This is a genomic window from Staphylococcus sp. GDX8P114P-2 (assembly GCF_017892945.1).
In the GTDB taxonomy this organism is placed as follows: domain Bacteria; phylum Bacillota; class Bacilli; order Staphylococcales; family Staphylococcaceae; genus Staphylococcus; species Staphylococcus arlettae.
Map to the genome: position 1 here is coordinate 73,780 of NZ_JAESMB010000001.1, position 21,579 is coordinate 95,358.

Here is a 21,579-nt window from a genome sequence, read left to right on the forward strand (position 1 = left end):
TGAGCAACCTTCCTTATTTGAATTTTTGTATAGCGCCTAGAACTGGTAAGTCCAATTCCGTTGCTACATCTACTTCTGTTTTTATACGTTTATCAAATAATTCTTTTAGCACAACAGCAAACAGCGCTACTAATAATCCCGATGTCCATCCGATAAATAAATTTACAAGTGGTTTAGGTGCAACTTGTATGGCGGTCCCATTAGCTTTAGATAAAATTGACACATTATCTATATTCATAATGTCAGTCACTTCATCACTAAATACCTGTGCAATAGTATTAGCAATTTTTTCCGTTTCCTTCTTATTTTCACTTTGTATATTAATGTTTAATAATTGCGTTTCAGCCTGATTTGACACAGTTAACATTGCAGCAATATCGTCCGCACTATATTTTTTGCTTAGTTTTCTGGCAGAGGCCTCTAAAATACGAGGACTTTTAATAATTTCATTATATGTATTTACTAATTGAATATTGCTTTGTACTTGTTGCGGATTAAATTGCTGACCATCACTTTCTTTTTGATTAACCAAGACTTGGGTAGAAGCTTCATATTTGGGAACCATAATAAAAAAAGTAATCATTGCACTACTAATTAAAAATAAAAGTGGCACTAAACATAAGAACTTTAAGTTTTTCTTTATTATGTCTTTTAACTTCATCAAATCTAATGTTTTTTCCATATTTACCTCCATTAATCATGTTTTACAATTGATTAAATGCCATCCATTTTGTAATATCAATATTTGCTCACAATTTTTATTGCGAACCATATTGTAATTTACAAATATGTTGCATTAAAATTTTACCTGAATATACTTTCAAGCTGTGGTAAATTTTAAAATAAGCAAAAAAAAGGAAGCACTTAATAAAAAAGTGCTTCCAAAAAAATGTGTAATTCTTATTTTGTTGTAAATTTATTATGCAATGTCGAATAAGAAACGTCGTGTTGTTGTACCATCTTCTTTTGTATATGGTTCGATTTCTTCGCCACCGTTATGCTCAATGACTGACAATGAAATTTCATTATCTGCATTGCAAGTAATTAAGGCTTCTTGTACGCCAATACGTGATAAATAATCTAAAGCTTTCTTCAAGATTTTATTACCGTAACCTTTACCACGATATTTTTTGCGTATGCCGTAACTAACGTGACCACCGACTTTTTTCAATGAATCATTTAAATGATGTCTAATATTAACTGCACCGATAATTTCTTCATCATCAATTAAGAAGAATGTTGTGTTATCCACTGTTTCATCGCGTGTTTTATTATGTGCTAGTTCATGCACTAATTCTTCGAAACAACTATATTTTGTAATACTTGTAATCGATGGAACGATTTGCTCATCATTATCTATCCATTCCTTCATATAATTACAATATAAAGATTCATCTGACATTGCCAACTCTCTAAATTCAGCCATGCTGATGTGCCTCCTTCTAACTACTTATATCATTATTATGTGTGTTTAAATAATAAACAAAATGATCCGTCCATTGACCATTTTCAAATATAAATCCCTTACGTATACACTCAAAATGGAAGCCCACTTTTTCTAATAGCTTTTGTGATGGTTCATTATCAAGATTGACATGTGCTTCTATTCTATGAAAATGTAATATCTGTTGTGCTTGTGCCACGATTTCAACTAGTGCTTCATAGGCATAGCCACGTCTCCAAAATTGGTTGTGAATAAAGTAGCCTAATTCTGCCCATTGAAAATTGTCCCTACTTAATGTTTTCAAATCTATCATTCCGATATGTTGCCCACGTTTATCAAAGATAGCAAAATAATAAATATCATCTTCTTTTATCGCTTCTTGTTGGTTACGCACAAGTGTGTAAAACCATGATTCGGTCTTCTCTAATAAATCAAGTTGTCCCTTATCATATTTATATTGTGCTGGCTTACTGTTACTATAACCGTTATACCATGAATGATAGTCATTTTTTTCCAACGGTCTAATGATAAGACGTTGTGTCTGAAAATGCAACCTTAAATTGTATTTCATTTAGTTATTCCCCTTTTAAAATAAAAAACCACAATTTTCTGTATATTGCACACCGTTAATTAAGCTAGTTGACCCTATCATACTACTTTCTAATTTGTTAGTAAAAAATTCCGCCATGCTTACTTTTTTTCGAGATGGGTATACTGATAATAAGTAATTTTACACTTATAAACATTGATATTTTCTTTGTTATAACATGCTAGAACCAAGCATTTAAGGAGGTTGTTACAATGAATAAACATCTGTCTAATATTTTATTCACATTCTTTGGAATTTTAGCTTGGTTGGCAACGATGCTGATTTTTATTTTACCAACACTAACACCATATCAATCTTACATCGAGAGTCAAAGTGGCTTATCTGAAGGTTGGATTGTTGTATTGCTTGTACTCATTACACTATTTTATATCTTTATCTTAGTGTTAGACTTATTTAACTCAGTCGCTACACAAGTATTACAATTTGTGTTACTTACGTTAGTAATTGTCTGTACGTTACCATCCATCACAGCATTTATTATCATTTCTTTTATTGTTGATATCAGTATCATTCAAATTTTCATACCAATCGTCCTCATTATATTTACGATTTTATTGCATGTCGTGTGGTGTACTATACCATTTCTACAAACTAAAGAGGCAAAAGAAGCTAAAGCACAACAAGATGCAAAACAACGTGACGATACTAATACTGCCAAAGATTCCATTACTAAAAGACATGCCCATTAGTCACATGATAACAAAGAAGCTAGAACAATTGTCTGTTCTAGCTTCTTCTTATAGTCATTATTCATTTATTACAGCAAAAATTTCTATGAAATATGCTCAATTAATCTATTCAATAATATTTAATTCTTTTCCAACTTTTTCAAATGCTGCAATGGCATCATCTAACATCTCTTTAGTATGTGCTGCAGTTGGCATATTACGTACACGTCCTGTGCCTCTTGGTACAGTTGGGAATACGATTGATTTTACATAAACACCTTCTTCTTTCAGTTTATTACTGAAATCTTGTGTTTTCTGTTCATCACCAATAATGACTGGTGTAATCGGCGTTTCTGATTGACCAATATCAAAGCCTAATTCTTTTAAACCTGCTTTTAAATAATTGCCATTTTCCCATAATTTATCATGTAATTCAGTTGAAGCCATTAATTTTTTAACAGCTTCTGTGATCGCTTTTGTATCTCCAGGAGCTAATGAAGTAGAGAATAAGAAAGGTCTTGATTGTACTTTTAACCAATCGATTAATGATTGAGTACCTGCCACATAACCGCCTACAACACCAATTGCTTTTGATAATGTGCCGATTTGGAAATCAATTTTGTCTTGTAAACCGAAATGTTTTACAGTACCAGCGCCGTTACCCATAACACCTGAACCATGTGCATCATCAATATAAGTTAACAATCCAAATTCTTCAGCGATTTCTACGATTTCTGGTAATTTTGCAACATCTCCATCCATACTAAAGACGCCATCTGTAATATACATTACTTTATTATATTGTCCTGATTCCACTGCTTCTTTTGCTTTGGCACGTAAGTCTTCCATATCAGAATGATTCACACGGATAATTTTAGCTTTTGATAAACGGCAACCATCAATAATAGAAGCATGGTTTAATTCATCTGATAAAATAGCGTCATTTTTATTCATTACTGCAGATATCGCAGCCATATTACAATTAAAGCCAGATTGATAAGCAATAGCTGCTTCTGTTCCTTTAAATTGCGCCAATGTTTGCTCTAATTCATCATGTAAATCTAATGTCCCATTGATTGAACGTACTGCACCTGCACCCACACCATGCGTATCAATGGCATTTTTAGCTGCTGTTTTTAAGTCTTCATCTGTCGCTAGTCCTAAATAGTTGTTTGATGATAGATTAATATAGTTTTTACCATTAATTTTAATTTCAGCGCCATTCGCACCTTCAATTGTGTCTATTTCGTTGTAGAGTCCATTATCTTTTAAATAATTAATATTCTCTGTTAAAAAGTCATTCAGTGATTGTACCACTGTGATTCCCCCTTTGAGTTGTCTATGTACTTAACCCCATCATATCGCATTTTGATTTAAGTTAAAAGTACTAAATACGGCATTGAAAATTAATTCTAAAGATAATATTTTAACTCGTGCTCTATAGGCTTTAGAAGGAAAATGTTATACTGAAGTCATATGAAAATAGAATAGGAAGAAGGGTTGAAATTGTTTGATTGGTATCAACTAGCAAATATGAAAGAAAATAGAATGATTCAAATTCGCAGATATCTCCATCAATATCCTGAGTTATCATTCGAAGAAGAACATACGTATGATTTTATTTTAAATCAATTAAGCCAATTATCGTGCGATATACAATCACCTGTTGGCCGTAATGGTATCGTTGCAAGATTTTCAGGCAAAGGTGATGGTCCAGCAATCGCTTTACGTGCCGATTTTGACGCTTTACCCATAGATGAATTAACGAATTTAGACTTTAAATCAAAGCATCCTGGAAAAATGCATGCATGTGGACATGATGGCCATACAGCTATTTTATTAGGTGTGGCTGAACTTATAGACGAACACCGCAATAACCTAAATGGAGATGTCGTACTGATTTTCCAATATGGTGAAGAAATAATGCCTGGTGGTTCTCAAGAAATGATTGATGCTGGCTGTTTACAAGATGTAGATCGTATATATGGAAACCATTTATGGAGTGGCTATCCTACTGGTGCTATCTATTCACGCAATGGCGCGATGATGGCTTCACCTGATGAATTTAATATTAAGATTCAAGGACAAGGTGGTCATGGCGCTAAACCACACGAAACAATAGATCCTGTAGTCGTTATGGCTGAATTTATTTTAAGCGCACAAAAAATCGTTTCACGTACGATAGACCCGGTTAAACAAGCCGTAGTGAGTTTTGGAATGATTAAAGCTGGCGATGCTGACAATGTTATCCCTGACGCTGCTTATTGTCGTGGCACAGTACGCACTTTTGATACAGAAATACAGCAACATGTTATTGAACGATTGGAAAAAATATTAGAAGGTTTAGCAGTCGCGAACGACATCACATATACCTTTGATTATATTAAAGGGTATTTACCAGTGCATAATCATCCACAAGCTTATGATGTCGTACAAGCTGCTGCAGATCAATTAAATTTCCGTTTTAATAATGCTGAGTTGATGATGGTCGGAGAAGATTTTTCTCATTATCAACGCGTACGTCCGGGTGCTTTTTTCCTCACTGGTTGTGGAGACGAAACCAAAGGCACAACTGCGCCACATCACAGTCCGTATTTTGATATTGACGAATCTGCGATGAAATATGCAGTCAGCACCTTTTTAAAAATTTTAGAACTAGAGCAAGTCATTATAACTAAATAATACTTCAGAAGATAGGTACAACAATGCTACCTATCTTTTTTGAATACAAAAAAAGCCTCCAATAATGGAGGCTTCAAACTACATCTATATTAGATAAAGTTTAAATTATTTTTCGATTACAGTAACAACGCCTGATCCAACAGTACGTCCACCTTCACGAATTGAGAAACGAGTACCGTCTTCGATAGCGATTGGAGAAATTAACTCAACGTCCATTTCAACGTTATCGCCAGGCATAACCATTTCAGTACCTTCTGGTAAGTTAACAACACCAGTTACGTCAGTAGTACGGAAATAGAATTGTGGGCGGTAATTACTGAAGAATGGAGTATGACGTCCACCTTCGTCTTTAGATAATACATAAACTTCAGCTTTGAATTTAGTATGTGGTGTAATTGATCCAGGAGCAGCTAATACTTGACCACGTTGGATGTCTTCACGAGCAACACCACGTAATAAAGCACCAATGTTGTCACCAGCTTCAGCGTAGTCTAATAACTTACGGAACATTTCTACACCAGTAACAGTTGTTTTGCTTGAATCTTCTTGCATACCAATGATTTCAACTTCTTCGCCGACTTTGATTTGTCCACGTTCAACACGGCCTGTAGCAACAGTACCACGACCAGTGATTGAGAATACGTCCTCAACTGGCATCATGAATGGTTTGTCAGAGTCACGTTCTGGAGTTGGGATGAAATCATCAACTGATTGCATTAAGTCTAAGATTTTTTGCTCGTAGTCAGCGTCGCCTTCTAGAGCTTTAAGAGCAGAACCAGCGATTACAGGTACATCGTCACCTGGGAAGTCATATTCGCTTAATAAGTCACGAACTTCCATTTCTACTAATTCTAATAATTCTTCATCGTCAACCATGTCAACTTTGTTTAAGAATACTACTAATGCTGGAACACCAACGTTACGTGATAATAAGATGTGTTCACGAGTTTGTGGCATTGGGCCGTCAGCAGCAGATACTACTAAGATACCGCCGTCCATTTGAGCAGCACCAGTGATCATGTTTTTAACATAGTCAGCGTGTCCTGGGCAGTCAACGTGAGCATAGTGACGTTTTTCAGTTTGATATTCGATGTGTGAAGTATTGATTGTAATACCACGTTCTTTTTCTTCTGGAGCGTTGTCAATCATGTCATATGATTGAGCTACAGCGTCACCATTTTTTGCTAATACAGTTGCGATAGCAGCTGTTAATGTTGTTTTACCATGGTCAACGTGACCGATAGTACCAATATTGGCATGTTCTTTTGAGCGATCAAATTTTTCTTTAGCCATTATAAAATCTCTCCTATTCTCTTAGAAAATATATTTAATAATTATCTCTCATGACAGTTTCTCACCATCATGAGAAGACAGATAACAAGTTGATGCAAAGGAACATAGTTCCTTTATAATGCATTTAGACCAAAAAATCAATTCAAACAATTGGATGGCTTATAATTAAGCTTATTTTGTATTTTACCGACGTTTGTCGTACAACACAAGTTTAATTATTCAGCTTGGTTTCCACTGTTTTTCTTGATAATCTCTTCAGAGATTGATTTTGGAACTTCTGCATAGTGGTCAAAGTACATAGTATAAGTACCGCGACCTTGAGTGTTTGAACGTAATGATGTTGCATAACCGAACATTTCTGAAAGTGGTACAAATGCGTTAACAACTTGTGCGTTACCGCGTGGTTCCATACCATCTACACGTCCACGACGAGATGTTACGTCACCCATGATGTCACCCATGTACTCTTCAGGCATTTCGATTGTTACTTTCATCATTGGTTCTAAGATAACTGGATCACATTTTTTAGCAGCTTCTTTAAGTGCTAATGATGCAGCAATTTTGAAGGCCATTTCAGATGAATCGACATCGTGGTATGAACCATCAAATAATTTAGCTTTAACATCAATTAATGGATATCCAGCTAATACACCATTTTCCATTGAATCTTTAAGACCAGCTTCAACAGATGGAATGTATTCACGAGGAACTACACCACCAACAATGGCATTTTCAAATTCGAAACCTGCGCCAGTTTCGTTAGGCGTAAATTCGATTTGAACGTCACCATATTGTCCACGTCCACCTGATTGACGAGCAAATTTACCTTGAACTTGTGCTGATTGCTTGAATGTTTCACGGTAAGAAACCATTGGCGCACCAACATTACATTCAACGTTAAATTCTTTCTTCATACGGTCTACTAAGATATCTAAGTGAAGTTCACCCATACCACCGATGATAACTTGTCCAGTTTCTTCATCTGTGTGAGCATGGAAAGTTGGATCTTCTTCTTGTAATTTAACTAAAGCAGTAGTCATTTTATCTTGGTCTGCTTTAGATTTTGGTTCTACTGATAAGTGAATAACTGGCTCTGGGAAGTCCATTGATTCCAAGATGATGTCATTTTTCTCACCACATAAAGTATCACCAGTACCTGTATCTTTAAGACCTACCGCAGCAGCGATATCGCCTGAGTATACAGTGTTTAATTCTTGACGAGAGTTAGCGTGCATTTGTAATAAACGACCTACACGTTCACGTTTATTTTTCGTTGAGTTTTTAACATATGAACCTGATGTTAACGTACCTGAGTACACACGGAAGAATGTTAATTTACCAACGTAAGGGTCTGTCATTACTTTGAATGCTAATGCAGCAAATTCTGCATCGTCATCCGCTCTAGCAATAACTTCTTCGTCAGGATCTTCAGCACGGTGACCAATGATTGGTTTAACATCTAATGGTGATGGTAGGTAGTCAATTACAGCATTAAGCATTAATTGAACACCTTTGTTTTTGAATGCTGTACCAACTAGTACTGGGTAGAATTCTACATCAGTAGTTGCTTTACGGATAGCAGCTTTCAATTCATCAATAGTGATTTCTTCATCACCAAGATATTTTTCCATGATGTCTTCATTAGTTTCAGCAACGGCTTCAATTAAGTTAGCACGTGCTTCATCTGCTCTGTCTTTTTGATCTTCAGGAATTTCAATTTCTTCAATTTCAGTTCCTAAGTCATTGTTGTATTTGAAACATTTCATTTCTACTAGGTCAATGATTGCTTCGAACTCATCCTCTGCACCAATTGGTAATTGGATAGGTTGTGCATTCGCTTGTAAACGGTCATGAATAGTGCTAACTGAATATTCAAAGTTTGCACCTAACTTGTCCATTTTGTTTACGAATACAATACGAGGTACACCATAAGTAGTAGCTTGACGCCAAACTGTTTCAGTTTGTGGTTCAACACCTGATTGAGCATCAAGTACTGTTACCGCACCGTCAAGTACACGTAAAGAACGCTCAACTTCAACTGTGAAGTCTACGTGTCCTGGTGTATCAATGATATTTACACGGTGATCATCCCACTGTGCTGTTGTTGCAGCTGAAGTGATAGTGATACCACGATCTTGTTCTTGCTCCATCCAGTCCATTTGTGAAGCACCTTCATGTGTTTCACCGATTTTATGGATTCGGCCAGTATAGTAAAGAATACGTTCTGTCGTAGTTGTTTTACCAGCATCAATGTGAGCCATAATACCGATATTACGAGTTCTTTGTAAAGTAAATTCTCTAGCCATGTATTTTTTCTCCTTCCAGTATTACTGCGAATAAATACTATAAATATGGCGATGCCCTAAGCACGAGCCACAGATAGTAAACTATCAAATTGGAACATACTCAGGGTAAAAACTACCATCTTACCAGCGATAGTGAGCGAACGCTTTGTTTGCTTCAGCCATCTTGTGTGTATCTTCACGTTTCTTAACTGCGCCACCTGAATTGTTAGCTGCATCTAAGATTTCGTTAGCTAAACGCTCTTCCATAGTTTTTTCACCACGAAGACGAGCATAGTTTACTAACCAACGTAATCCTAATGTAGTACGACGTTCTGGACGAACTTCTACAGGTACTTGATAGTTAGAACCACCAACACGACGAGCTTTAACTTCTAATACTGGCATGATATTTTCAATAGCTTCTTCAAATACTTCTAATGCATCTCTACCACTACGTTCTTGAACTAGTTCGAAAGCATTATAAAGAATTCCTTGAGCTGTTCCACGTTTACCATCTAACATAATTTTGTTGATCAATTTTGTAACTAATTTTGAGTTATGAATTGGATCTGGTAATACGTCTCTTTTTGGGACTGATCCTTTACGAGGCATAATGTAAGTCCTCCCTTCCTATTATAATATATTTTGAGATTTTATAAGTAAAATTTACGAAATTTTAAACTTATTTTTTAGGTTTCTTAGTTCCGTATAATGAACGACCTTTTCTACGTCCATCAACGCCTGAAGTATCAAGCGCACCACGTACGATATGATAACGCACACCAGGTAAGTCTTTTACACGTCCACCACGTACAAGTACAACACTGTGTTCTTGTAAGTTATGTCCGATACCAGGAATGTATGCATTTACTTCAATGTTATTTGATAAACGCACACGTGCATATTTACGTAACGCTGAGTTAGGTTTTTTAGGTGTCATTGTACCAACACGAGTACAAACACCACGTTTTTGAGGTGAATTTAAGTCAGTAAATTTTTTCTTTTTACTGTTAAAACCTCTGTTTAAAGCTGGTGAATCAGATTTTTTACCTTTACTTTGTCTTGGTTTACGCACCAATTGGTTAATAGTTGGCATTTAAAATGTCCTCCTCTCTTCTTTTTTAATCCCACACATCCAGGTGGTTCATTTTTAGGTTAAATAAAATTTAGTAAGAATATCTTCTCACTAATCTCATTTTAGTAATGCAACAATAGAAGCATTAACATTAATCCCTACACATTCTCCTAAAGCTTGTTTGCTCGCAAAAAATGATATAGGCATTGTTTGTAGATTGATTTGGCTTAACACGCGAGAAAGTACATAAACTTCTACGTCTTCAGCGATAATCAATGATGTAACTTGATCGTTGCTCAGCGCTTTCAGCGTCTGTCTCTGACCAATAACATAGTGTTGTTTGTTAAAGCGTGCAACTTTTTCATTAGACATAAAATATCCTCCAAAGTTCTGCTTGCATCAACCTTAATAATAGTAACATCTACATGGTGTCACGTCAACTATAAATAGACTTTATTATCAAAAAAACAAGTGACCGATTAAGGCATCGGTCACTATGTTTTATACACCTTGTTATTCAGTAATAATAGCTTCTTCTATTTCTTGTTCCGGAGCAGCTTTATCGTATTTAACGTCTCTATAACGTCTCATACCTGTACCTGCTGGAATCAATTTACCGATAATAACATTTTCCTTCAAGCCAAGTAAGTTATCACGTTTACCTTTAATTGCAGCATCTGTTAGGACACGAGTTGTTTCTTGGAATGAAGCCGCAGATAAGAAGCTTTCAGTTTCAAGAGATGCTTTCGTAATACCTAATAATACTGGTTTAGCTGTTGCTGGACGTTTACGTTCTTTGAACGCTTCACGGTTAGCATCAGTAAAGTTGTGAATGTCTACTAATGAACCAGGTAATAGTTTCGTATCGCCTGCTTCAATGATACGTACTTTACGTAACATTTGTCTTACCATAACCTCAACGTGTTTATCGTCGATTTCAACACCTTGCATACGGTAAACTTTTTGAACTTCTTTTAGTAAGTAGCTTTCAGTTGCGTTCAAGCCAGCAACAGATAAGAAGTTTTTCGGTTCAATTGAACCTTCAGTTAATACTTCTCCACGCTCTACTGCTTGTCCAACTTCTACTTTCAATCTTGAAGTACCTGAAGCAAGGTAAGATCTAGTTTCATTATTACCTTTAATGACAATTTCTTGTTGACGGTCTTTCGCTAGTTTAATGTCTTCTACCGTACCTTCGATATCAGTGATTACCGCTTGTCCTTTTGGATTACGCGCTTCAAAGATTTCTTGGATACGAGGAAGACCTTGAGTGATATCGCTACCTGCTACCCCACCTGTGTGGAATGTACGCATTGTAAGCTGTGTACCAGGTTCACCGATTGATTGGGCTGCAATTGTACCAACTGCTTCACCAACTTCGACTTTTTCACCTGTAGCAAGGTTTTTACCGTAACATTTTTCACATACACCATGACGTGTATTACATGTAAATGCTGAACGGATATACATTTCTTCAATACCAGCATCTGTAATTTGTTTAGCGATATCTGCAGTAATTAATTCGTCTGGACGGATGATAATTGCATCTGTTTCAGGGTGACGAATTGTTTCTTTAGAATAACGACCTTCGATACGCTCGATGAATGGTTCAATCATTTCAGTACCTTCTTTGATGTCTGAAACAAGTAAACCACGGTCTGTACCACAATCTTCTTCACGGACAATAACATCTTGAGCCACATCAACAAGACGACGAGTAAGGTAACCTGAATCGGCAGTTTTCAGTGCTGTATCGGCAAGACCTTTACGCGCACCGTGAGTAGAAATAAAGTACTCTAATACTGTTAGACCTTCACGGAATGATGATGTAATTGGTAACTCAATAATTTTACCGGATGGCGCAGCCATGAGTCCACGCATACCTGCTAACTGTGTAAAGTTAGATGCGTTACCACGGGCACCAGAGTCACTCATCATGAAGATAGGGTTTGTTTTATCTAATGACTGCATTAATTCACCTTGAATCTTATCTTTGGCGTCTGTCCAAATTTCGACTACTCGGTTATAACGCTCATCTTCAGTAATTAAACCACGATTAAATTGTTTTGTAATACGTTCAACTAATTCTTCATGTTCATCTAAAATATCTTGCTTGTCTGGTAATACCACAATATCAGATACACCAACAGTAATACCCGCTTTAGAAGAGAACTTAAATCCTAAGTCTTTCATTCTATCAAGCATCATTGATGTGTCAGTGATGCTAAAGCGATTGAACACTTCGGCAATGATATTACCTAAGAATTTTTTGTTGAATGGATCAACAAGTGGTTGATCTTTGAAGTATTCTTGTAATCCGCCTTCACCTAGTTCAGTTGCAGAAACAAAGTACTTATCTGGTGTTTTATCTTCTAAATTAGCTTGTGAAGGTTCATTAATATAGGCGAATGAATCAGGAATAATCTCATTAAATATCACTTTACCTACAGATGTTGTCAAGATCTTACGATTTTGTTCTTCTGTAAATGTTGGATTATTAAATGATTGTGCGTGCACACCAATACGTGTGTGTAAGTGCACATAACCATTAGCATACGCTTTTAATACTTCGTTAGTATCGTTGTAAATTGTACCTGTATTCACAGCATCTGCACGTTCTAATGTTAAATAATAGTTACCTAATACCATATCCTGTGATGGTGTAACAACTGGTTTACCATCTTTAGGGTTTAAGATATTTTGTGCAGCTAACATTAACATACGTGCTTCAGCTTGTGCTTCTTTAGATAAAGGTACGTGAACAGCCATTTGGTCACCATCAAAGTCAGCGTTATAAGCCGTCGTTACAAGTGGATGTAAACGAATCGCACGACCTTCAACTAATGTTGGTTCAAAGGCTTGGATACCTAATCTGTGAAGTGTAGGCGCACGGTTAAGTAATACTGGGTGTTCTACGATAACATCTTCTAAAACATCCCATACTTCATCGTCCATGCGTTCAATTTTACTTTTGGCATTTTTAATATTCGTTGCAATTTCACGTTGTACTAATTCTTTCATAATGAATGGTTTGAATAATTCTAATGCCATTTCTTTAGGTAGTCCACATTGGTACATCTTCAAGCTAGGTCCTACTGCAATAACAGAACGGCCTGAATAGTCAACACGTTTACCTAATAAGTTTTGACGGAAACGACCTTGTTTACCTTTTAACATATGTGACAATGATTTTAATGGACGGTTACCTGGACCAGTAACTGGACGGCCACGACGACCATTATCAATTAAAGCATCTACTGCTTCTTGTAACATACGTTTTTCGTTTTGTACGATGATGCCAGGAGCACCTAAGTCTAATAAACGTTTTAAACGGTTATTACGGTTAATAACACGACGATATAAATCGTTTAAATCACTTGTAGCAAAACGTCCACCATCTAATTGAACCATTGGTCTGATCTCTGGTGGAATAATTGGTAATACGTCTAAAATCATCCAAGCAGGATTATTACCAGAATGTCTAAATGATTCAACAACTTCTAAACGTTTAATAGCACGAGTCAATCTTTGCCCTGTAGCTGATTCAAGCTCATCACGTAAGTGTTTTAATTCATCATCTAAATTTATTTCTGCTAATAAATCTTTAATACCTTCAGCACCCATTTTAGCGCTAAATTGGCCTGGGAATTTATCATAATACTCTCTGTATTCTGCTTCAGAAAGTAATGTTTTCTTCTCTAAACCTGTTGGTCCTGGGTTAACTACCACATAAGACGCGAAGTAAATAACTTCTTCTAATGCTCTTGGTGACATATCTAATAAAAGGCCCATACGACTTGGGATACCTTTGAAATACCAAATATGTGATACTGGTGCTGCTAATTCAATGTGTCCCATGCGTTCACGACGCACTTTAGATTTAGTTACTTCCACACCACATCTGTCACAAACCATGCCTTTATAACGCACACGTTTGTATTTACCACAACTACATTCCCAGTCTTTTGTAGGTCCAAAAATTCTTTCACAGAAAAGACCATCTTTTTCTGGTTTAAGTGTACGATAGTTTATTGTTTCTGGCTTTTTGACTTCACCAAAAGACCAAGATCTGATTTTTTCAGGTGAAGCAAGTCCTATTTTCATATAATGGAAATTATTTACATCAATCAAGGAGCCTACCTCCTTCAATTTAGATTAACTGTGCAAATTGATTGATTGGCTTATATCAACAAAATGAATAATAAAAGTGTCAAGTTGCGTATACATAGCACGATAAACGCGCTATGTACGACAACCTGTGAATTTATTCTTTATTTAGTCTTAAATACAATTAGTCAGTGATTTCTTTTTGTGATTCTGGCGCGCCTTGTTGTTGTAAGTCAACTTTACGCTCTGTTGCTTCTTCATCTTCTGTATCATGCATGTCGATTTCATTATCGTGTTCATCCATAATTTTAACGTCTAAACCTAAACTTTGTAATTCTTTCATCAATACGCGGAATGATTCTGGAACACTTGGTCTAGTGATATTTTCACCTTTAACAATAGCTTCGTATGTTTTCACACGACCTACTGTATCATCGGATTTATAAGTTAAGATTTCTTGTAATGTATAAGCAGCACCATATGCTTCAAGTGCCCATACCTCCATTTCACCGAAACGTTGTCCACCAAATTGTGCTTTACCACCAAGTGGTTGTTGTGTAACAAGTGAATATGGTCCAGTTGAACGCGCATGTAACTTGTCATCAACCATGTGCGCAAGTTTAAGCATGTACATTACACCAACTGAAATACGATTATCGAATGGTTCACCAGTACGACCATCATAAAGTACAGTTTTACCGTCTCTAGCCATGCCTGCTTCTTCAATAGTTGACCAAACATCATCATCGTTGGCACCATCAAATACTGGTGATGCAACATGAATACCTAAGTTTTTCGCAGCCATACCTAAATGTAATTCAAGTACTTGTCCAATGTTCATACGTGATGGCACACCTAATGGATTTAGCATGATATCGATTGGCGTACCGTCTGGTAAATAAGGCATATCCTCTTCAGGAACAATTTTCGAAATTACACCTTTGTTACCGTGACGTCCACACATTTTATCACCAACGTGTATTTTACGTTTTTGAACGATATAAACACGTACCAATTGATTTACGCCTGGCGCAAGTGTGTCGTCTCCTTCTTCACGATTGAAGACTTTAACATCTAGCACGATACCGCCTGCACCATGAGGTACACGTAATGAAGTATCACGAACTTCTCGTGCTTTTTCACCAAAGATTGCATGTAACAAACGCTCTTCAGCAGTTAATTCTGTGACACCTTTTGGCGTTACTTTACCAACTAAAATATCACCGTCGTTAACTTCGGCACCAACATAGACAATACCGCGATCATCTAAGTTTTTCAGTGCGTTATCCGAAACGTTTGGAATGTCTCTCGTAATTTCTTCAGGTCCTAATTTAGTATCACGTGCTTCAGATTCATATTCTTCAATATGGATTGAAGTGTAAACGTCATCTTTAACAAGACGTTCACTCATGATTACAGCATCCTCGTAGTTATAACCGTCCCAAGTCATGAAACCAACAACTACGTTTCTACCTAAGGCCATTTCACCTAATTCCATTGAAGGACCGTCAGCTAGGATTTCACCTTTTGTCACAACATTACCTTTTGCAATGATTGGACGTTGGTTATAACAAGTACCAGTATTAGAACGTTTGAATTTAGATAATGGATAACGATCTAATTCACCTTCGTATTCTTGACCATTTTCTTCAATCAAGCGACGAACTAGGATTTCATTAGATTCAACGTGCTCAACGCGACCTTTGTATTTTGCAATAACTGCAGCACCAGAGTCACGAGCAGCTACGTGTTCCATACCTGTACCTACGAAAGGTGATTCAGGGTTCATCAACGGTACTGCTTGACGTTGCATGTTCGCACCCATTAATGCACGGTTAGAGTCATCGTTTTCTAAGAAAGGAATACATGCCGTTGCAGCTGAAACTACTTGCTTAGGTGATACGTCCATGTAGTCCATTTTTTCTTTAGCCATAACTGTGTTATTACCGCGGAAACGACAAACAACTTCGTCATCTAAAAACTTACCATTTTCATCTAAGTTAGAGTTGGCTTGTGCTACCACATAGCTGTCCTCTTCATCAGCAGTTAGGTAATCAATTTGATCTGTAATTGAGTTTGTTGCTAAATCTACTTTACGGTACGGCGTTTCGATAAAGCCAAATTCATTTACACGTGCATAACTTGATAGTGAGTTAATTAAACCGATGTTTGGTCCCTCTGGTGTTTCGATAGGACACATACGGCCATAGTGAGAATAGTGTACGTCACGTACTTCCATTTGAGCACGTTCACGTGTTAAACCACCAGGTCCTAATGCTGATAAACGACGTTTATGTGTTAACTCAGCTAATGGGTTAGCTTGGTCCATGAATTGTGATAATTGTGAACTACCAAAGAATTCTTTGATAGATGCAATAACTGGACGAATGTTGATTAATTGTTGTGGTGTGATTGAGTCTGTATCTTGAATAGACATTCTTTCTCTAACCACACGTTCCATTCTTGATAAACCAATACGGAATTGGTTTTGTAATAATTCACCTACTGAACGTAGACGACGATTACCTAAATGGTCAATATCATCAGTAAAGCCAATACCACTTAATAAGTTAAAGAAGTATGACATAGATGCGATAATATCTGCTGGTGTAATACATTTAACTTCTGAATCAGGGAACGCGTTACCAATTACTGTAGTAGTACGTTCTTCTTCATCATTTGGTACATATACTTTGATAGATTGAATTTCAACTGGTTCATCAATTACTGTACCTTCTAATTCAAATACTTCACTATTTGCATTTGCTTCTAAAACATCCATGATTTCATCTAAGCTACGACGATCTAAAACTGTGCCTTCTTCAGCTACAATTTCACCTGTCTCAGCATTAACAATCGGTTCTGCTAATTTTTGATTAAACAGACGATGTTTTAAATGTAGTTTTTTGTTTGCTTTATAACGACCTACACTTGCTAAATCATATCGTTTTGGATCAAAGAAACGTGAATATAATAAGCTTTTAGCATTTTCTACTGTAGGTGGCTCGCCAGGACGTAAACGTTCATAAATTTCTAGTAAAGCTTGGTCTGTATTTTCAGTACCATCTTTTTCTAGTGTGTTACGTAAATATTCATTATCTCCTAATAGATCGATGATTTCTTGATCTGTAGAGAAACCTAAAGCACGTAATAACACAGTTAAAGGTAGCTTTCTAGTTCTGTCGATACGTACATATACAACATCTTTTGCATCTGTTTCATACTCTAACCATGCACCACGGTTAGGAATGATAGTTGCATCATAGTTCGTACGACCATTTTTATCTAGTTTTTCGTTGAAGTAAACGGATGGTGAACGAACAAGTTGTGATACGATAACACGTTCTGCACCGTTAATCACAAATGTACCTGTATCTGTCATTAATGGGAAATCTCCCATAAACACTTCTTGCTCTTTTACTTCGCCAGTCTCTTTAATAATAAGACGTACTTTCACTCGAAGTGGTGCAGCATACGTTGTATCACGGTTTTTCGATTCTTCTAAATCATATTTTGGTTCACCAAGTCTGTAATCTACAAACTCTAAAGACAGATTACCTGTGAAATCTTCAATCGGTGAAATATCACGGAACATTTCTAGTAACCCTTCTTTTAAGAACCACTCATATGATTTCGTTTGAATTTCGATTAAGTTCGGTAATTCTAATACTTCTGAAATTCTCGCATAATTTCTACGTTTACGATGTCTTCCATATTGGACAAATTGACCTGCCAAACAGATTCACCCCTCAAAAATTGTGTGTTTACTTTTGATAAATAACCAAATATAATAAGACAAAAAGAAAACGGTAGCACTCCTTATGACACCATTTTCTATTTACTATATTAGCAATATACATTGTTATTTTATACGTAAAAGTACACACTTATTGAACATAAATTTTTACATTCTATAACTATATCAGAATCAAGTATTTTAATCAAGCTTTACACTTCGCAAAATGTAATAGCCTTTACTTTTTTCTACTACTTCTACGTTTTCAAATACTTCTTGCATTTTCTTCTTCGCTGAAGGCATTCCTTGTTTTTTCTGAATAACAACATAGAGCGCGCCTTCTTGTTTCAACTTACTACTGGCGTCCGTTAGTATTTGATGCACCACAGTTTTTCCTGCTCTAATAGGTGGATTGGTTAACACAAAGTCAAACGTAGCGTCCTCTACTTGAGTTAAACCATCACTTTCTACAATTTCAACATTTTCGATGTGATTTTTTTGTTTGTTGCGCTTTGCTAATGCTAACGCACGCTGATTCACATCTACCATTGTAACCTGATGATGTGGTGCTACTTTAGCAACCATTAAGCCAATGGGCCCATAGCCACATCCAACATCAATTATATTTTTCGTAGGTCCAGGGGGATTTGCTTTCAAAAATGTTGTAACTAACAAGTCAGAACCAAAGTCTATCTTCCCTTTCGAAAAGACACCTGTATCTGTTGTTAGTTTTAAATTATGATTATCGTAGGAGTAGGTAAAAACAGTTTCATCACTTTCAACTTCAGGATTCGCATCATAATAGTGGCTCATGACTACACCTCATTTTAATCCACAAATTGCGGATTATGTATTATCTTAGCTAGTGCTTAGTTCAAATGATAACGTAGACCTTTAAAGATAATCAAAAGATAAAACCCCGTTATAGTGATAACGGGGTTTTCATTTCTCAAAAATCTCAGACTGCAAGTTGCTTACATATCACTTTGATAATGTAACTCTCGGCCTGCAATATAAAATTATTCATTAGTTAAGAGGCTAGAATTATTTTAATTCTACTGTAGCGCCTACTTCTTCTAATTGTGATTTAAGCTCTTCAGCATCTTCTTTAGATAAGCCTTCTTTAACTACTTTAGGAGCTCCGTCTACTAATTCTTTAGCATCTTTTAATCCTAAGCCAGTTGCTTCTTTAACAGCTTTAACAACTTTGATTTTAGATGAACCAGCTGAAGTTAACTCTACGTCAAATTCAGTTTGTTCAGCAGCTGCATCTGCGCCGCCTGCTGCACCTGCTGCTGCTACTGGAGCTGCTGCAGTTACACCAAATTCTTCTTCAATTGCTTTTACTAAGTCGTTTAATTCTAATACTGACATTTCTTTAATTGCTTCAATGATTTGTTCTTGATTAGCCATTTTAATATTCCTCCATTAAGTTAAGTTTTTTATGCGCAATTATTCAGCGCTTTCTTCTTTTTCTTCACCAACAGCTTTAACTGCATATGCGAAGTTGCGGACTGGTGCTTGTAATACAGATAATAGCATTGATACAAGACCGTCGTGTGATGGTAGAGATCCAACTGTTTTAACTTCTTCAGCTGAGATAACGCTACCTTCCATAATACCTGTTTTAATTTCTAATGCTTCGTGTTCTTTAGCGAATCCTGCAAGTACTTTTGCTGGCGCAACGACATCTTCAGTAGATGTTGCAACAGCTGTAGGTCCTACTAAGAATTCATCTAATCCTTCGATACCAGCTTTTTCAGCAGCACGACGAACCATAGTGTTTTTGTAAACTTTGTACTCAACACCAGCTTCACGTAATTGTGAACGTAGTTCTGTCACTTCAGCTACACTTAAACCACGGTAGTCTACGATTACAGTAGATACTGAGTTTTTAAGTTGTTCAGCAATAGTATCAACTTGTTGTTGTTTTGCTTCAATGATAGCAGACATTTAGACACCTCCATACAATTTATTTTGGTGCTTTTAATTTTGAATAATACTCTAGCTTAAGAGTTAAAAGCATCACTCAATAAAAAAAGCACTTTCTACCCACGGCAAAAAGTGCTTGAAAGTTTCTTCACGTTCAAGTCAATTTTAGCCTCGGCAGGATGTAATTTTAAGTTAATGTATAACTCCTACTGTCTTAGGTAAAATAATCACATAAACCAATATAACTGGTTTATTGTAATATGTCAATATTTATTTATAGACTGAAAGGAATACTTTCAGTCTATTTATATTAGATATGATTTATTATAGTTTAAAGCCTGAAGTATCAACTTTAACGCCAGGACCCATTGTTGTAGTAATACCAACAGATTTGAAATAAGTCCCTTTAGCTGAAGATGGTTTAGCTTTTGCTAATACATCTTGTAAAGCTCTGAAGTTTTCAACTAATTTATCAGTATCAAATGAAGTTTTACCAATAGATGCATGTACAATACCAGCTTTTTCAGCGCGGTATTCTACTTTACCAGCTTTGATTTCTTCAACAGCTTTTTTCACATCCATAGTAACTGTACCTGTTTTAGGGTTTGGCATTAAACCTTTAGGTCCTAATACACGACCTAATTTACCAACTTCACCCATCATGTCTGGTGTTGCAACAACTACATCGAAGTCAAACCATCCTTGTTGGATTTTGTTTACGTAGTCGCCTTCGCCTACGTAATCAGCGCCTGCTGCTTCTGCTTCTGTTGCTTTGTCACCTTTAGCAAATACTAATACACGTTGTGATTTACCAGTACCGTTTGGTAATACTACTGCACCACGGATTTGTTGGTCATTTTTACGTGTATCAATGCCTAAACGGAATGCTACTTCTACTGAAGCATCAAAGTTAGCGATGCTTGTTTCTTTAGCTAATGCGACAGCTTCTTCAACATCGTAATGTTTTTGGCGGTCTATTTTACTAGCTGCTTCTTGATACTTTTTACTTTTTTTAGCCATTTATTGTTCCTCCTTTAGTGGTTTTAGCGGAATTTCCTCCCACGTTTACTTGCCTGCGCAAGTTAAGAGCAGATAACAGTGAAGTGTGTATGGACTTTGGGAGACTTCCTCAACAGTTCTACTTCTTCATTTACGACAATGTTGAATACTGCGATCATGTTTGTCATCTCTGTCATCTGCTACTATCCGTCTATCTGTTTCATGTTAATTGTTATAATTATTCTACTGTGATACCCATACTACGTGCAGTACCTTCGATAATACGTATAGCTGCTTCTTCGTCTGCAGCGTTTAAGTCTTGCATTTTGCTGTTAGCAATTTCGCGTACTTGATCTTTAGTTACTGTAGCAACTTTGTTTTTATTAGGTTCGCCTGAACCTTTTTCAACGCCAGCTGCTTTTTTAAGTAGTACTGGAGCTGGTGGTGTTTTAGTAATAAATGTAAATGAACGATCTTCATAAACACTGATTTCCACCGGAATGATTAAACCTGCATCTTCTTGAGTACGTGCGTTGAATTCCTTACAGAATCCCATAATGTTCACACCTGCTTGACCTAATGCTGGACCAACTGGTGGTGCTGGGTTTGCTTTACCTGCAGGAATTTGTAATTTAACTACTTTTTCTACTTTTTTAGCCACGATGTGCACCTCCTTGATATCGTGATGTGGTCACAGGACTGAGTTTTGCCCTCCCACTCTTCTACATTTCGTGACGAAATGGAACGC

The 21,579-nt window shown here is 36.4% G+C and carries 18 protein-coding genes and 1 other annotated feature; of the genes, 2 read left to right on the top strand and 16 right to left on the bottom strand.

The annotated features are described in order from the left end of the window. Positions 1-13: 13 nt before the first annotated feature. The 3 genes from KA845_RS00350 to KA845_RS00360 form a co-directional block, all read right to left on the bottom strand. The gene (locus KA845_RS00350) at positions 14-682 is read right to left on the bottom strand and encodes a Wzz/FepE/Etk N-terminal domain-containing protein (RefSeq protein ID WP_021459836.1); all 669 of its coding nucleotides are present in this window, start codon (positions 680-682) and stop codon (positions 14-16) included. A 237-nt stretch (positions 683-919) separates the two neighbouring features. Continuing rightward, positions 920-1,426, bottom strand: a complete 507-nt coding sequence (locus KA845_RS00355) for a GNAT family N-acetyltransferase (RefSeq protein WP_002509431.1) — start codon at positions 1,424-1,426, stop codon at positions 920-922. Between the two features lie 16 nt (positions 1,427-1,442). Further along, on the bottom strand, positions 1,443-2,015 hold the full coding sequence (locus KA845_RS00360) for a GNAT family N-acetyltransferase (protein WP_021459834.1): 573 nt from the start codon (positions 2,013-2,015) through the stop codon (positions 1,443-1,445). A gap of 230 nt (positions 2,016-2,245) precedes the next feature. Here KA845_RS00360 and KA845_RS00365 point away from each other — a divergent pair, with 230 nt between their 5' ends. Then, the gene (locus KA845_RS00365) at positions 2,246-2,743 is read left to right on the top strand and encodes a hypothetical protein (RefSeq protein ID WP_167868134.1); all 498 of its coding nucleotides are present in this window, start codon (positions 2,246-2,248) and stop codon (positions 2,741-2,743) included. Between the two features lie 105 nt (positions 2,744-2,848). Here the strand turns inward: KA845_RS00365 and KA845_RS00370 are convergent, their stop codons facing one another. Beyond that, positions 2,849-4,039 (bottom strand): glycine C-acetyltransferase, encoded by a 1,191-nt coding sequence (locus KA845_RS00370; protein ID WP_167868135.1) that lies wholly within the window; start codon positions 4,037-4,039, stop codon positions 2,849-2,851. A gap of 189 nt (positions 4,040-4,228) precedes the next feature. On the opposite strand from KA845_RS00370, the gene KA845_RS00375 reads away from it, so the two are divergent. Beyond that, positions 4,229-5,404, top strand: a complete 1,176-nt coding sequence (locus tag KA845_RS00375; RefSeq protein WP_103388462.1) for a M20 family metallopeptidase — start codon at positions 4,229-4,231, stop codon at positions 5,402-5,404. Between the two features lie 105 nt (positions 5,405-5,509). On the opposite strand, the gene tuf is transcribed toward KA845_RS00375, so the two are convergent. From tuf to rplK, 12 genes are all read right to left on the bottom strand, one after another. Next, positions 5,510-6,697: an elongation factor Tu gene (gene tuf / locus KA845_RS00380; protein WP_002509426.1), complete on the bottom strand. Its 1,188-nt coding sequence runs from the start codon at positions 6,695-6,697 to the stop codon at positions 5,510-5,512. A gap of 215 nt (positions 6,698-6,912) precedes the next feature. Then, entirely contained in the window at positions 6,913-9,003 is a 2,091-nt protein-coding gene (gene fusA / locus KA845_RS00385; RefSeq protein ID WP_103388463.1) for an elongation factor G, read from the bottom strand. 120 nt (positions 9,004-9,123) lie between these two features. After that, complete coding sequence (gene rpsG / locus KA845_RS00390; RefSeq protein ID WP_002509425.1) at positions 9,124-9,594, bottom strand: 30S ribosomal protein S7; 471 nt, start codon at positions 9,592-9,594, stop codon at positions 9,124-9,126. Between the two features lie 70 nt (positions 9,595-9,664). Next, complete coding sequence (gene rpsL, locus KA845_RS00395) at positions 9,665-10,078, bottom strand: 30S ribosomal protein S12 (RefSeq protein ID WP_002509424.1); 414 nt, start codon at positions 10,076-10,078, stop codon at positions 9,665-9,667. Between the two features lie 96 nt (positions 10,079-10,174). After that, entirely contained in the window at positions 10,175-10,429 is a 255-nt protein-coding gene (locus KA845_RS00400) for a ribosomal L7Ae/L30e/S12e/Gadd45 family protein (RefSeq protein WP_002509423.1), read from the bottom strand. Between the two features lie 141 nt (positions 10,430-10,570). Continuing rightward, positions 10,571-14,161: a DNA-directed RNA polymerase subunit beta' gene (gene rpoC, locus KA845_RS00405; protein ID WP_167868140.1), complete on the bottom strand. Its 3,591-nt coding sequence runs from the start codon at positions 14,159-14,161 to the stop codon at positions 10,571-10,573. A 187-nt stretch (positions 14,162-14,348) separates the two neighbouring features. Beyond that, complete coding sequence (gene rpoB / locus KA845_RS00410) at positions 14,349-17,900, bottom strand: DNA-directed RNA polymerase subunit beta (protein WP_103388464.1); 3,552 nt, start codon at positions 17,898-17,900, stop codon at positions 14,349-14,351. Between the two features lie 201 nt (positions 17,901-18,101). Then, positions 18,102-18,713, bottom strand: coding sequence for a class I SAM-dependent methyltransferase (locus tag KA845_RS00415; protein WP_002509419.1), 612 nt, complete (start codon positions 18,711-18,713; stop codon positions 18,102-18,104). 231 nt (positions 18,714-18,944) lie between these two features. Beyond that, positions 18,945-19,313 carry a 50S ribosomal protein L7/L12 gene (gene rplL, locus KA845_RS00420; RefSeq protein ID WP_002509418.1) on the bottom strand — a complete coding sequence of 123 codons (369 nt, stop codon included), beginning with the start codon at positions 19,311-19,313 and terminating at the stop codon, positions 18,945-18,947. Positions 19,314-19,352: 39 nt separating this feature from the next. Then, positions 19,353-19,853, bottom strand: a complete 501-nt coding sequence (rplJ, locus tag KA845_RS00425; RefSeq protein WP_002509417.1) for a 50S ribosomal protein L10 — start codon at positions 19,851-19,853, stop codon at positions 19,353-19,355. Positions 19,854-19,926: 73 nt separating this feature from the next. Next, positions 19,927-20,069, bottom strand: a sequence feature (ribosomal protein L10 leader region). 87 nt (positions 20,070-20,156) lie between these two features. After that, complete coding sequence (rplA, locus tag KA845_RS00430; RefSeq protein ID WP_002509416.1) at positions 20,157-20,852, bottom strand: 50S ribosomal protein L1; 696 nt, start codon at positions 20,850-20,852, stop codon at positions 20,157-20,159. A gap of 217 nt (positions 20,853-21,069) precedes the next feature. Beyond that, positions 21,070-21,492 carry a 50S ribosomal protein L11 gene (gene rplK / locus KA845_RS00435; protein WP_002509415.1) on the bottom strand — a complete coding sequence of 141 codons (423 nt, stop codon included), beginning with the start codon at positions 21,490-21,492 and terminating at the stop codon, positions 21,070-21,072. Between the last annotated feature and the right edge of the window lie 87 nt (positions 21,493-21,579).

Coding starts and splice junctions, on each gene's coding strand:
- KA845_RS00350 (WP_021459836.1), bottom strand. CDS start 682: ATGGAAAAAACATTAGATTTGATGAAGTTAAAAGACATAATAAAGAAA.
- rplA (WP_002509416.1), bottom strand. CDS start 20,852: ATGGCTAAAAAAAGTAAAAAGTATCAAGAAGCAGCTAGTAAAATAGAC.
- KA845_RS00415 (WP_002509419.1), bottom strand. CDS start 18,713: ATGAGCCACTATTATGATGCGAATCCTGAAGTTGAAAGTGATGAAACT.
- KA845_RS00355 (WP_002509431.1), bottom strand. CDS start 1,426: ATGGCTGAATTTAGAGAGTTGGCAATGTCAGATGAATCTTTATATTGT.
- KA845_RS00360 (WP_021459834.1), bottom strand. CDS start 2,015: ATGAAATACAATTTAAGGTTGCATTTTCAGACACAACGTCTTATCATT.
- KA845_RS00400 (WP_002509423.1), bottom strand. CDS start 10,429: ATGTCTAATGAAAAAGTTGCACGCTTTAACAAACAACACTATGTTATT.
- rplL (WP_002509418.1), bottom strand. CDS start 19,313: ATGGCTAATCAAGAACAAATCATTGAAGCAATTAAAGAAATGTCAGTA.
- KA845_RS00365 (WP_167868134.1), top strand. CDS start 2,246: ATGAATAAACATCTGTCTAATATTTTATTCACATTCTTTGGAATTTTA.
- rpoC (WP_167868140.1), bottom strand. CDS start 14,161: ATGAAAATAGGACTTGCTTCACCTGAAAAAATCAGATCTTGGTCTTTT.
- rpsG (WP_002509425.1), bottom strand. CDS start 9,594: ATGCCTCGTAAAGGATCAGTCCCAAAAAGAGACGTATTACCAGATCCA.
- rpsL (WP_002509424.1), bottom strand. CDS start 10,078: ATGCCAACTATTAACCAATTGGTGCGTAAACCAAGACAAAGTAAAGGT.
- fusA (WP_103388463.1), bottom strand. CDS start 9,003: ATGGCTAGAGAATTTACTTTACAAAGAACTCGTAATATCGGTATTATG.
- tuf (WP_002509426.1), bottom strand. CDS start 6,697: ATGGCTAAAGAAAAATTTGATCGCTCAAAAGAACATGCCAATATTGGT.
- rplJ (WP_002509417.1), bottom strand. CDS start 19,853: ATGTCTGCTATCATTGAAGCAAAACAACAACAAGTTGATACTATTGCT.